The organism is Streptomyces anulatus (assembly GCF_014650675.1).
Lineage (GTDB): Bacteria > Actinomycetota > Actinomycetes > Streptomycetales > Streptomycetaceae > Streptomyces > Streptomyces anulatus.
Genome location: NZ_BMVK01000018.1, coordinates 74,243 through 87,262, shown reverse-complemented (window position 1 = coordinate 87,262; position 13,020 = coordinate 74,243). Strand labels below are relative to the sequence as shown.

Genomic DNA, 13,020 nt, shown 5'->3' with positions numbered 1-13,020 from the left:
TCTCCCCGCACCACCCGGCGCGGGGAGTTCCTCTCTGTATGACCAGGAAAGGGATGTCGAACCATGCGACCAGCACCCGCCCCCCGCCACCGCACCTGGTGGCGGAGATTGACGGCCACCACCGGCCTGCTCGCCCTGGTGGCCACCGCCCTCGTGGGGACCGGCATGTCCCCGGCCGCCGCGGCGCCCGCGGCCTGGGAGCCGAAGCCGGCGCCCATGACGACGCCGTGGACGAACCAGGTCCCGGTGGACAAGCCTCTGCCGGAGTATCCGCGCCCGCAGCTGACCCGGCCGGACTGGACGAACCTCAACGGCATCTGGGACTTCGCGGTCACCGGCCGTGACGCCGGGCAGCCCGCGACGTTCCCGGAGCAGATCCGGGTCCCGTTCGTCGCCGAGTCCGCGCTCTCCGGCATCCAGCGCCGCATCACCGAGAACGACAAGCTCTGGTACAAGCGCACCTTCACCGTCCCCGCGAACTGGAACAACCGCCGGGTGAAACTGCACTTCGGGGCCTCCGACTGGCAGACCACCGTCTGGGTCAACGGCACCCAGGTAGGCGCGCACAAGGGCGGCTTCGACTCGTTCGCGTACGACATCACCCCGCAGCTCAACGGGGGTACGAACACGGTCGTGGTCTCCGTCCACGACCCGAGCCAGACCGGCGGCCAGGCGGTCGGCAAGCAGCGCGTCAACGACGTGAAGCCGCACCCGGGCGGCGGGATCTTCTACACCGCGGCCTCCGGCATCTGGCAGACGGTCTGGCTGGAGCCGGTGGCCTCCGCCCACATCACCCGCCTCGACATGACGCCCAACCTGGGGAACAGCACCCTGCGGGTGAAGGTCCAGACGGCGGGGGCGGCAGGGCGCAGCGCCCGGATCACCGTCTCCAGCGGCGGTACGGTCGTGGGCTCGGCGACCGGCGCGGTGGGCGGGGAGATCTCCGTACCCGTACCGAACCCGCGGCTGTGGACCCCCGAGGACCCCTTCCTGTACGACGTGAGGGCGGACCTCCTCGACGGCTCGGCCGTCACCGACACCGTGGGCAGCTACACGGGCATGCGGTCGATCGGGATCGCCAAGGTCGACAACATCCTGCGGCCGGTGCTCAACGGGAAGTTCGTGTTCCAGACCGGCACCCTGGACCAGGGCTACTGGCCGGACGGCATCTACACCGCGCCGAGCGACGCGGCGCTGAAGTACGACCTCCAGGCGCACAAGGACCTCGGGTTCAACATGGTCCGCAAGCACATCAAGGTGGAGCCGCAGCGGTGGTTCTACTGGGCGGACAAGCTGGGTCTCCTGGTGTGGCAGGACATGCCGTCGATGGACACCGGCAAGGTGCCGGACGGGCCCGCGCGCACCCAGTGGGAGGCGGAGTACCGCGCCGTCATCGACCAGCACCGCAGTTCGCCCTCGGTGGTGATGTGGGTCAACCAGAACGAGGGCTGGGGACAGTACGACCAGGCCAGGATCGCCGACGAGGTCAAGGCCCAGGACCCCTCTCGCCTGGTCAACAACATGAGCGGGGTCAACTGCTGCGGCTCGGTCGACGGCGGCAACGGCGACGTGGTCGACAACCACATCTACGTCGGCCCCGGGAACACCGCGCCGAGCGCCACCCGGGCCGCCGTGCTGGGCGAGTTCGGCGGGCTCGGCTACAAGGTGCCGGGCCACGAGTGGTATCCGGGCGGCGGGTTCAGCTACGAGGACCAGCCGAGCGTCGCGGCCCTGAACAACCGCTTCGTCGGGCTCCTCGACGCCATCCGGATCGGCCAACTGCCCGCCGGGCTCTCCGCTTCCGTCTACACGGAGATCACGGACGTCGAGAACGAGGCGAACGGGCTGCTGACCTACGACCGGCAGGTCGTCAAGGTCGACACCGCCCGGGTCAGGGCCGCCAACCAGGCCCTGATCCAGGCGTCCCGGAACCCCGCTCCCCCGGTGGACCTCCCCACCGGGCAGTACAAGTCGCTGCGGGTCACCACCCCCGGGCACACGACGAAGCACCTGCGGCACCACGACGCACTGGCCTTCACCGAGGTGGTGAACGGCGGGAGTCCGGCCGTGCTGAAGGCGGACGCCACCTGGAAGATCGTCCCCGGGCTCGCCAACGGCAACTGCTACTCCTTCGAGTCCCGGAACTACCCCGGCGAGTTCCTCCGCCACCGGGAGTTCCGGGTGCGCCGCGACGCGAACGACAACTCCGCGCTGTTCAAGGCGGATGCGACGTGGTGCGCGGTCGCGGGCAACGGCGGGGTGCGGTTCACCAGCGCCAATCTGCCCGGCAGCTATCTGCGCCACATCGACTCCGAGGTGTGGCTCGCCACCCCCGGCGGCGGGCGGGCCTTCGACAACCCCGCGCTGTTCACCGAGGACACGACGTGGGCGGTGGACGCGCCGTGGGCGCCGTGAACTGACCAGAAGCACGGGCGGGGCCCGGCGGCGGCGGAGAGTGCTCTCTCCGCCGCCGCCGGGCCCCCTTTCGCTGACGGTCCCTGCTGAGGGAGCCGGCCGGGCTCAGCGGGTCAGAAGCGGTTCGGGGCGCGCTCGGGGACCGGGGACCCCGGGAGCGCGTCCGGCTTCTCGTTCTGGCGTGCCTGCGCGTTCGACGCGGCCGTCGCCCTGCAGGTCACGTCCTTCGCAGGCAGCTTGCCGGTGGCCAGGTAACGGTTGACCGCGCCGTCCGTGCAGGCGTTGCCGCTCGGGTAGACACCGTGGCCCTCGCCGCCGAGGACGGTGACCATCTTGGAGCCCTTCAGCTGGGCGTGCAGGGCCTGGCCACTGGGCAGCGGGGTCTGCGAGTCCCACTCGTTCTGGACGACCAGGGAGCCGACCTTGTTCTTGACCACGGTCGCCGGCTCGGCGGACTTCCCCCAGAAGGCGCAGGGCTTGATGCTGGACGCGAAGTCCCCGAAGAGCGGGTAGCGGCCCTTGTCCTCGATGGCGTCCCGCCGGTAGGTCTCCGGATCGCCCGACCACACGGCCGAGTTGTCACCGCACACCACGGCCCAGAAGCTCGCGGTCCCGTTGTCGGCCGGCGTCCCGACGGCCGCGCCTGCCGTTCCGCGCACCGCGGATCCGGTGAACGCCGTGAGCTTCTCCGTCGCGACGGGCTTGCCGTCGGCCGCCTTCTTGAGCTCGACGAACGCCTCGGTGGCGGACTGCGGGCTGAAGACCGCCGCCCGCATGCCGCTGCGGATGTCGTCGCCGGTGACAAGTTGCCCGTCCAGGTCGATGGGGTCCTCGCCGGCCCGCGCGACCAGGTCCCAGAAGGTCCCCTCGACCTTCTTCGGGGTGTCGCCGAGGCCGTACGTCTTCGAGCGCGCGGCGGCCCACCCGGTCCACCGGTCGAACGCGGGTTCCGCGCCCTCGGCCCACCACTGGATCATCCCGCGCCAGGCGCGCTGCGGGTCGACCGCGCTGTCCAGCACGAACCGGTCGGCCCGGGCCGGGAAGAGCTGGGCGTAGACAGCTCCCAGATAGGTGCCGTAGGAGTAGCCGAAGTAGGAGAGCTTCTTCTCGCCGAGGATCGCCCGCACCAGATCCATGTCGCGCGCGGTGTTGCGGGTCGTGATGTGCGGGAGCCGGTCCCCCATCTTCTCGCGGCACTTGTCCGCCACCGTGCGCGCCCAGGCGACGTCCTCGGCGTACGTCTCCGCCTTGTACGGCCGCAGCCAGTTCTCCTGCTCCGGCGTCAGGTTGCAGGAGACCGGGCTGGAGCGGCCGACACCGCGCGGGTCGAAGCCGACCAGGTCGTAGCTCTTGAGAACGGACTTGGGCAGCTCCTCCTTCATCATCAGCGGCATCCACAGCCCCTCGCCGCCCGGGCCGCCGGGGTTGGAGAGCAGGATGCCGCGCCGCTTGCCGGGCTCGGCGGTCTTGATCCTGGATATCGCCAGGTCGATGCGCTTGCCACCGGGTTTCCGGTAGTCCAGCGGCACCTTGACGGTGGCGCACTGGTACGCCGCCGAGGTTTCGGCGTCGCACCGCTTCCACGTGGGCTTCTGCTTCGCGTACCGGTCGAGCACGCTCTTGGCCGCGGGCGAGGAGACGGCCGAGGGGGTCCCGGCCGAGGGGGCGGCAGCCGGGGCCGCGGTGGCCGTCGAGGCGGCGAACGCCGGGGCCAGCGTCGCCAGGGCGCTCACGGCCACCAGGGGCGCGAGACGTCGTCTGTGCACGATATCGATCCTTCCGGTCTCATGTTCGGACAGGAGGATCTTGTCGGATCTGCGTACGTCTGCGTATCCCTCCCGGGGCCCCAACTCCTCTACGTCTCGGGAATGACGGCAAAAGGCGTGAATGGTCCGCGAGTTGGAGAACCATTCACGCCATTGCGGGGTCCGCTCCCCTCCCGGCGCGCCCGGGGGTTCCGGATGCGCCGGAAGGGGGCCCGGCCCTTGCGGGTTACGACTTCTGACGGCCGTGCAGCGCGGCCACCTCCTCGGCGGTCAGGGCCTTGTCGTACACCCCGACCTGATCGACCGAGCCGTTCCAGAAGTCGCCCCGGGCGCCGTCGTACTGGGCCCGTCCCACGGAGAGCGGGCCGGTACTCACATCGGCCGGACCGGCCTCCGTGGTGGCGGCGGGCTTCCCGTCGACGTACAGCGTGATCGTGTCGCCCTTGCGGACCCCGACCAGGTGGTACCACTTACCCGTCTCCGGGGTGATCTCCAGGCGGGCGCGCTTGCCGCCCGGGGTGGAGAAGGCGAACGCGCCCTGTCCGTACTGGAGGTAGAAGGGGTTCTCGGTGCGGCGTCCGTCCTGGCTGACGACGGTGGCGTAGTTGCCCGGCACCGCGTCCAGCGAGGCCCACGCGGAGACCGTGTAGTCCTTCGTGGTGTCCACGACCGGGCCGGCGCTCTGCGCGTACTGCCCCTCGCCGTCGAACTTCAGCGCCGAGCCGGTCACTCCCGGGGCCCAGGACGTGCCGCCCTCCAGGGCGAGGTGGGCCTTGTTGGGGCCGCCGTCGCGGGCGGTCGTGCCCGTGTTCTCGTCGAGCGACCAGGAGCCGCCGCCCTTCAGCTCGTCGCGCTCACCGGCCTTCGCGCCCGCGGCGATCACCTGACGGTTGATCTCCCGGACCTTCTTCGGGTCGACCTTGATCTCGCGCCGGTCGTACGTCCACAGGCCGTTCAGCTCGTTCTCCAGGTCGCTGACCTGGGTATAGACGGAGCCGGAGAGTTCGGCCCCGGCGGCGGCGAGGTAGTAGGTACGGGTGTTGTCGACGTACTTGGCGGTGAGCGCGGCCTTGTCCGCGACCCCGCTGTAGATGTTGGCGGGGGCGCCGGGCCACATGTGCCCCGGGGTGCGGAGCGTGAAACCTCCGTGCTCGCCGTCCATCGCGGCGCGACGGTCGTCCGGGAAGGCCGGGTCGTTGTTCACGTAGTCGTGGTGGTCGATGATCTCGCCCTTGCCGGAATCACCCTTGGAGGCGCAGCAGTTGACACCACTGTGGGCGTTGACCACGCGGGACGGGTCCAGCGCCTTGACGTCCTCGGCGATCTTGCCCGTCTCGGTCCTGTCCCACTCGCCCCAGCCTTCGTTGAAGACGATCCAGCCGCTGATCGAGGGGTAGTTGTGGAACTGCTTCATCATCTCCTTCCCCTGGGTGAGGAAGGCGTTCTTGCCGGTGTCGTTGTCGATGTCGGCGTTGACGAAGTCCTGCCACACGAGCAGCCCGAGCCGGTCGGCGTGGTAGTACCAGCGCGGCGACTCCACCTTGATGTGCTTGCGTACGGCGTTGAAGCCGAGGTCCTTCTGGGCCTTCAGGTCGAAGGTGAGGGCGGCGTCGCTGGGCTGGGTGTACAGCCCGTCGGGCCAGAAGCCCTGGTCGAGCATGGCGAGGGAGAAGAAGGGCTTCCCGTTGAGGACGAGCTTCTGGTAGCCGCCCACCTTGTCGACCTTCAACTGGCGCATGCCGAAGTAGCTTTCGACGCTGTCCCTGGAGCGGCCGTCGGCGAGGGCGACGTCGAGGTCGTACAGGTAGGGGTCGTCCGGCGACCAGAGACGCTGGCCCTTGAGCTGGAGGCTGAGCTTGCGGTTGGCGGGGCCGGTGACCGTGCCGACGACCTTGCCCTTGCGGTCGCGGGCGACGGCGGTGATCCGGGCGTCGGCGGAGGCCTCGGCGGAGTTGACGGTGACCGCGAGGCGGCCGGTGTCGATGTCCGGGGTGGTGGTCAGGGAGTCGATCGCGGCGGGGGCGACCGGCTCCATCCACACGGTCTGCCAGATGCCGGAGGTCGGGGTGTAGACGATGCCGCCGGGGTTGGTGGACTGCTTGCCCTTGGGCTGGTTGGGACCGGTCTTGTCGGTGACCGCGACGACGATCTCCTGGGGACCGCCGCCCTGGAGCGCGTCGGTGATGTCGGCGGTGAACCCGGTGTAGCCGCCGGTGTGTTCGGCGACCTTGGTGCCGTTGACCCAGACGGTGGACCGGTAGTCGACGGCGTCGAAGTTGAGCTTCAGCCGCTTGTCCTTGCCGGACGCGCCCTTGCCGTTTTTGCCGCCCTTGCCGATCGACCAGTTCTTCGGCACGGTGACGAGCTTGCGGTAGAACATGTGGTCCTCGTCGCGCTCCAGGCCGGAGAGCTGGGACTCGACCGGGAACGGCACGATGATCTTCTCGTCGAGCTTCTTGCCGAAGACCGGCTGCTCGCCCTCGGCGGCCCCGGCGAACTCCCAGGGGCCGTTGAGGTTCTTCCACTGGTCACGGACCTGCTGCGGCCGGGGGTACTCGGGCAGCGGGTGGTTCTTGTCCAGCTTGTCGCCCCAGGTGGTGGTGAGGCGGTGCGTGGAGAGGTTCTTGGCGGTGCGGCCGATCTCCGGGACGGTCTCGGTCCCCGACTTCAGGCCGCCCTTGCCGTCGTAGACGACCTTGACGCGCTGGTCCTTCAGGACGGGCGCGGCGAGATCGATGATCAGCGCCCTCGGGTTGTCCGATGCCCGGTTCACCGACTTCACCGGCATCGGGGAGGTGTCGACCTCGATCTTGAGGTGGTCCTTCACCTTCCGGTAGTCCGAGACACGGTCGCGGAAGGTGGCCTGGAGGCGCTTGCCGTTCTCCGCGATGCTCAGGGCGACCGGGTAGACCTCGAAGTCGGCGGGCGGGGTGAACGCGGACTCGGGCACGATCTGCTTCTTGAGAGTGTCGCTCCCCCAGCGCAGGAACATGCTGGCGCCGCCGACGTCCTGGAACATCTCCAGCTTGAAGTCGTGCTTCTCCCCGGCCTTCAGGGAGATCGGAGCGCTGTGCTGCTCCTTGTCCCAGTCGGGCTCCCAGTGGTCGATGACAACGTTTCCGTCGAGGAAGAGCCGGAAGCCGTTGTCGCCGATGGCGGAGAAGGTGTACTCCCCGGTCTCGGGCGCTTCCAGCTGCCCCGTCCAACGGGCCGTCGTGTGCTCGGTCCTGCCGGTGGCCGACTCGAACGTCCCCGTGAGACCGGGGAAGTTGATCTCGGGGTCCAGGGAGGTGGCGCCGAGTTCCGCGAAGTCACGGGCGCCCGGGGCGGACATGCTGAAGTACTCGCCCTTCAGCCCGTGGACATCGGTGACCGGGTCGTCGGCCGTGAAGGCCTTCGCGGTGACTTCGGCCGGTACGGCGGGTGCGGCGGCCGCCGTCGGGACCAGGGTGGCACCGACCGGTATGAGCAGCGCCGCAGCGCAGGTCAGGGCCCTGAACAGGGCACGGGGGCGCGGGTGTTGTCGTCTCAAGGCGTCGTCCTCGTCGAAGAGCCGGGGGTGCCTCGAACCAGCGAGGCACTGCACATAGTCGAACATTGAGCCACAACACCAAACACTGCACAACGGTCGTGCACGCAGAATTTTCAACGATAGAAATCCGGCCGTCGCCGACACGTCCACGGCGGCCCCCACGGGCCGGACAGAGTCACGGACCCTCGGAGAGCACCCCCGGCGGGACCCGTCCCCGGCCCGCGCGGCGGAGACGGAGCCGTTCGGCGTACCGCGCGCTCTTCACCCCGGCTTTTTCCATGAAATGCCGTTTCGGGGGTACCCGAACTCCAGCCAGGAAGCTCACGCGACGGGGTGGAAGCCATGAACGACCGTATTCTTTTGACGTTTTCACCGGACGGCGAGACCCGCACCGACTTCGTCTGCCGGCCGGAGAAGGCCGCCGACGCGCGGGACGCGGTCAGCACCTTCGTCGCACGGCTGCACCCAGCGCCGACCTCGCACACGGTCCAGAACCTCCTGATCCTCGTGTCGGAGCTGGTCACCAACGCCGTCCTGCACGCGGGGGCCGTCACCGCGCTGTGGCTGACCGCGGACCGCAGGGGCGTCCACGTCCGGGTCACCGACCCGAGCCCGGCGCACCCGCAGGACCGGACGCCCGATCTGACCGGCCGGACCGGCGGATTCGGCTGGCCGATGGTCCAGCGGCTGGCCCAGGAGGTACGGGTCCGCGAGGCGGCGGGCGGCGGGAAGGTCATTCTCGCCACCGTGCCGCGCTGAGCCTCCGGGCCCCCGACGGGACGGCAACCCGGGTAACCCGGCGGCAGACCTGGGCAGTGGGCGCCGCCCCCTGGACAGTGCGCGCCGGCACAGTGGGCGCCGATCGTGACGTATCGGTAGAATTCAGGCCATGGGAGAGCGGCCTGCGACGCCGACTGCGCCCGAACTCGTACTGGAGACCGATCTGGGCTCCACGGTGATGAGTCCGAGCCGGGACTACCATGTCGGGCGCGACCCCGAGAGCGATGTGGTCATCGACGACATCCGGGTCTCCTGGCACCACGCGATCCTGCACCCCGAGGCCGGTCACTGGACGATCGAGGACGAGGACAGCACCAACGGCACGTACACCGGCGGCCGGCGCATCCGCGCCACGGACGTCGGCGCCGGTAGCGAGATCCGCTTCGGCAATCCGAGCGACGGACCGCGCGCCGTCCTCCTGGGACGTGAACCCCCCGCGCCCGCCGCCGCTCCCTCCCACCCCTCCCCCGCCGACCGGCCGTCGGCCGTGTCGATGCCCGCGGCGACCGGCACGTTCCGGCAGCCGACGACGGTGCGGCCGCTGCCCGCGAAGACCGTGCGGATCGGCCGCGACGCCGGCAACGACCTCGTCATCGACGACCTGGTGGTCTCCCGCCACCACGCCGAACTACGGGCGCTGGCCGACGGAACCTACGAGATCGTCGACCTCGGCAGCCACAACGGAACCTTCCTCAACGGTCAGCCGGTCGCCCGCGGGCCCGTCGGCCCCGGCGACATCGTCGGCATCGGCCACTCCGCGTTCTGCCTGGTCGGCGACGCCCTCCAGGAGTTCGTGGACACCGGTGAGGTGTCCCTGGACGTCCAGGACCTGGAGGTGACCGTCGGCCGGGAGGGCAAGGGCGGCAAGACCCTGCTGGACCGGGTCTCCTTCCCCGTCGGCGAGAAGTGCCTGCTCGGCGTGGTGGGGCCCAGCGGCGCGGGCAAGTCCACCCTGCTCAACGCGCTCACCGGCCAGCGCCCGGCCGACAGCGGCACGGTGCTCTACGACGGCCGTGACCTCTACCGGGACTTCGCCGAGCTGCGCCAGCGCATCGGCCTCGTCCCGCAGGACGACATCCTGCATGCGCAGCTGACCGTGCGCAAGGCACTCGGTTACGCCGCCGAGCTGCGCTTCCCGCAGGACACCGCGAAGGCCGAGCGGCAGGAACGGGTCGCCGAGGTGATCCGGGAACTCGGCCTGGAACAGCGCGTCGACCAGCCGATCCACTCGCTCTCGGGCGGCCAGCGCAAGCGGGTGAGTGTGGCCCTGGAGCTGCTGACGAAGCCTTCGCTGCTCTTCCTGGACGAGCCGACCTCGGGACTCGACCCCGGTATGGACCGTTCGGTCATGCACATGCTGCGCGGGTTGGCCGACGACGGCCGTACCGTCATCGTCGTCACGCACAGCGTCCTGAGTCTGGAGGTCTGCGACCGGCTGCTCGTCCTCGCACCCGGCGGGCGTATCGCCTACTACGGCCCCCCGGAGGACGCCCTCGCCTTCTTCGGTTTCGAGGAGTGGCCGGAGGCGTTCGAAGCGTTCGAGAACGACCACGACCGCGACTGGGCGGCCACGTACGCCGATTCGCCCTTCCACCGGCAGTACATCGTCAATGCCACGGCGCAGCCGCATCTGCCGCCCGCCGCGCCCGGGGCGCTCGTCGCGCCGCCGCCGAAGACCCGTAACTGGGGCGCGCAACTGCGCACGCTGGTGCGCCGGTACGCCTCCGCGCTGAGCGCGGATCGGACGTTCCTGATCATCATGATCGCGCTGCCCTTCGTCATGGGGGCCATGGCCCGCGCACTGGCGGGCAGCCGGCTCACCCAGGAGACGGCGATGAACGCCCTGCTGATCCTGTGCGTGGGCGGCGTGCTGACCGGAGCGGCCAACGCGGTACGGGAACTGGTCAAGGAACGGGTGATCTACCAGCGGGAACGGGCCGTCGGGCTGTCCAGATCCGCGTATCTGATGTCGAAGATCGTGGTGCTCGGAACCATCACCGTCCTCCAGGCCGTGGTGCTGTCCCTGGTGGGACTGGTGGGCGTCGATCTCAACGCGCCGGGCGACGAAGGGGTGTTCCTGCCACCGCTGGTGGAGATCACTCTGGCCGTGGCCCTGTTGTCCTTCACCGCGATGATGCTCGGCCTCCTGGTCTCCGCGCTGGTGCGCAAGGAGGAGGTGACGATGCCGTTGCTGGTCCTCCTCGCCATCGTCCAGGTCGTCTTCTGCGGCGCGCTGCTGAAGCTGGACGGGACGCCCGGGGTGGAGCAGTTGTCGTGGCTGGTGCCGTCGCGGTGGGCGCTCGGGGCGATGGCCGGAACGATCGATCTGGCGCGGATCGTGCCGGGCGAGCTGACCTCCGATCCGCTCTTCGGGCACTCGGCGGGGATCTGGCTGCTCAACATGGGCATGATGGTCGTTCTCTCACTCGTCTTCGGATACGTGGTCGCGAAACTGCTGAGGCGGCACGAGCCCGCGGTCATGCGGAAGTGAGGCGGTTCCATGGCGACCCCGGCCTTCCGCCCCACGCATGTCGTCCCGCCGGACGGGCTGCCCGCCTGGGAGTCTCCTGACGTCGCCCGTCCCACCGATCCGCTGGACGCCCTGCTGCCGGTGGAGTTGCGGGACCGGCGCGGGGACTGGGCGTACGTCGCCTGCTCCAACGGCTGGTCGGCCTGGGTCGACGGGCGGCTCCTCGTATCCGTACCGCAGCCGCCTCCGGCCGCAGGCCAGCCGCTCGCGCGCACCGCGGATCCGCGACCGCTGCTGGGAAGGGCGGAGGAGTCGCTGACCCAGTACCGCCGCGCCGCCCAGGACCTGGCCGAGGGCCGCAGCGACGGGGAGGGTTTCCGGCAGCGGACGCGGGGGCTTCGGGTGGGGATGGTGGTGGACGGGGAGTCGGTGTGGCTGTACGACGCCGAGCACGAGCGGTGGGTCTTCTGCGACGGGACCCGGCTGAGCACGTACGCGGCACAGGCGGGCCCGGGAGCGGCGGGCCCGGCGTCCGGGTCCGGGGAGGCCCCGGCCCCGGCTCCTGCCCCCGCCCCTGCTCCCGCTCCCGCTCCCGCCGCGGAACCCCCGCGGATGGCGGCCGGTGAGGAACCGGATCTGGAGCCCACCCGCGTGGTCGCACCGGACGGCCCCGAACCCACCCGCGTCGTCGCCCCGGACGGCCCCGAACCCACCCGCGTCGTCGCACCAGACGGCCCCGAACCCACCCGCGTCGTCGCACCAGACGGCCCCGAACCCACCCGCGTCGTCGCACCGGACGGCCCCGAACCCACCCGCGTCGTCGCCCCGGACGGCCCCGAACCCACCCGCGTCGTCACGTCCGACGATCCCGAGCCGACCCGTGTGGTCCGCCCGGACGCGCCCGAACCCACCCGCGTCGTGACCCCGGACGCAGCCGAACCCACCCGGGCGATCACCGTCACCGGGCCCGACGAACCGCCCGGCGGCGGGACGTCGGGGGACGCGGGGCGGTGACGGCCGATGGCGCCGCCGCCTCCGTCGCACGACGCCGGGCTGCCCACCGGGCGCGAGGACGATCTCGTCGGCAGGCGGATCGCGAGCTACCTGGTGGAGGCCGAGATCGGCCGCGGCGGCATGGCGGTCGTCTACCGCGCCAAGGACCTGCGGCTGGACCGGATCGTCGCGCTGAAACTGCTCGCCCCCGAACTGGCCCGCAACGACACCTTCCGGCAGCGGTTCACCCACGAGTCACGCGTGGCGGCAGCGATCGACCACCCCCACATCGTGCCGGTGTTCGAGGCGGGCGAGACGGAGGGGCTGCTCTACATCGCCATGCGTTTCGTCGCGGGCGCCGATCTGCGCGTCCTGATCGACCGGCGCGGACCGCTGGACCTGACGGCCGCGGTCCGGATCGCCGCGCAGGTCGCCTCCGCGCTCGACGCGGCCCACGACCACGACCTGGTGCACCGGGACGTCAAGCCCGGCAACATCCTGGTGGCGGCGGGCACCGACAGCGACCATCCCGAGCACGTGTACCTCACGGACTTCGGGCTGACGAAGAAGTCGCTGTCGCTGACCGGGTTCACCACGGTCGGCCAGTTCGTCGGCACCTTGGACTACGTGGCGCCGGAACAGATCTCCGGGCGGCCCGTGGACGGGCGGTGCGACGTGTACAGCCTCGCCTGCGTCGTCCAGGAGACCCTGACGGGTGCGCCGCCCTTCCAGCGGGACGACGACATGGCGCTGCTGTGGGCCCACCAGTACGACCCGCCGGCCCCGCCCAGCGCGCTGCGACCCGGTCTTCCCGACGCCGTCGACGGCGTACTGGCGAAGGCGCTCGCCAAGTCCCCGGAGGACCGTTACGAGACCTGCCTGCGGTTCGTCGCCGCGTTGCGGGCCGCGGCGGCGGGCCTCCGGCCCGGCGAGCACGCGCCGACCCGGGTGGACGCACCGGCCGGTTCCTGGTCGGCAGCTCCCGAACCGCCGCCCGCGCCGCCGCGCTGGGCCGCCCCGGTGTTCCCGGACGCCGGCCGAGTCTGAGACTGGGACTGAGACCT

At 70.6% G+C, this 13,020-nt stretch carries 7 protein-coding genes; 5 read left to right on the top strand and 2 right to left on the bottom strand.

Features of this window, described 5'->3' with window-relative positions; genetic code table 11:
* The first annotated feature begins 63 nt into the window (after positions 1 to 63).
* Positions 64 to 2,415, top strand: a complete 2,352-nt coding sequence (locus IE272_RS31990) for an AbfB domain-containing protein (RefSeq protein WP_190009237.1) — start codon at positions 64 to 66, stop codon at positions 2,413 to 2,415.
* Between the two features lie 113 nt (positions 2,416 to 2,528).
* Here IE272_RS31990 and IE272_RS31985 read toward each other — a convergent pair whose 3' ends face one another.
* On the bottom strand, positions 2,529 to 4,181 hold the full coding sequence (locus IE272_RS31985; RefSeq protein ID WP_056700181.1) for an alpha/beta hydrolase: 1,653 nt from the start codon (positions 4,179 to 4,181) through the stop codon (positions 2,529 to 2,531).
* Positions 4,182 to 4,407: 226 nt separating this feature from the next.
* Entirely contained in the window at positions 4,408 to 7,779 is a 3,372-nt protein-coding gene (locus IE272_RS31980) for a LamG-like jellyroll fold domain-containing protein (RefSeq protein ID WP_190009234.1), read from the bottom strand.
* A 276-nt stretch (positions 7,780 to 8,055) separates the two neighbouring features.
* Between IE272_RS31980 and IE272_RS31975 the strand changes: the two genes are divergently transcribed.
* The 4 genes from IE272_RS31975 (at position 8,056) to IE272_RS31960 (ending at position 13,003) form a co-directional block, all read left to right on the top strand.
* Positions 8,056 to 8,472: an ATP-binding protein gene (locus IE272_RS31975; protein ID WP_050362665.1), complete on the top strand. Its 417-nt coding sequence runs from the start codon at positions 8,056 to 8,058 to the stop codon at positions 8,470 to 8,472.
* A 130-nt stretch (positions 8,473 to 8,602) separates the two neighbouring features.
* Positions 8,603 to 10,984: an FHA domain-containing protein gene (locus tag IE272_RS31970; protein WP_050362666.1), complete on the top strand. Its 2,382-nt coding sequence runs from the start codon at positions 8,603 to 8,605 to the stop codon at positions 10,982 to 10,984.
* A gap of 9 nt (positions 10,985 to 10,993) precedes the next feature.
* The gene (locus tag IE272_RS31965; protein WP_308433889.1) at positions 10,994 to 11,977 is read left to right on the top strand and encodes a hypothetical protein; all 984 of its coding nucleotides are present in this window, start codon (positions 10,994 to 10,996) and stop codon (positions 11,975 to 11,977) included.
* Between the two features lie 6 nt (positions 11,978 to 11,983).
* Positions 11,984 to 13,003 (top strand): serine/threonine-protein kinase, encoded by a 1,020-nt coding sequence (locus IE272_RS31960; protein WP_190009232.1) that lies wholly within the window; start codon positions 11,984 to 11,986, stop codon positions 13,001 to 13,003.
* Positions 13,004 to 13,020 lie beyond the last annotated feature (17 nt).

What these genes read in the sequence shown, in the direction of transcription:
- IE272_RS31960 (WP_190009232.1), top strand. Translation starts at nt 11,984, where the DNA reads ATGGCGCCGCCGCCTCCGTCGCACGACGCCGGGCTGCCCACCGGGCGC.
- IE272_RS31990 (WP_190009237.1), top strand. Translation starts at nt 64, where the DNA reads ATGCGACCAGCACCCGCCCCCCGCCACCGCACCTGGTGGCGGAGATTG.
- IE272_RS31970 (WP_050362666.1), top strand. Translation starts at nt 8,603, where the DNA reads ATGGGAGAGCGGCCTGCGACGCCGACTGCGCCCGAACTCGTACTGGAG.
- IE272_RS31980 (WP_190009234.1), bottom strand. Translation starts at nt 7,779, where the DNA reads ATGTTCGACTATGTGCAGTGCCTCGCTGGTTCGAGGCACCCCCGGCTC.
- IE272_RS31965 (WP_308433889.1), top strand. Translation starts at nt 10,994, where the DNA reads ATGGCGACCCCGGCCTTCCGCCCCACGCATGTCGTCCCGCCGGACGGG.
- IE272_RS31975 (WP_050362665.1), top strand. Translation starts at nt 8,056, where the DNA reads ATGAACGACCGTATTCTTTTGACGTTTTCACCGGACGGCGAGACCCGC.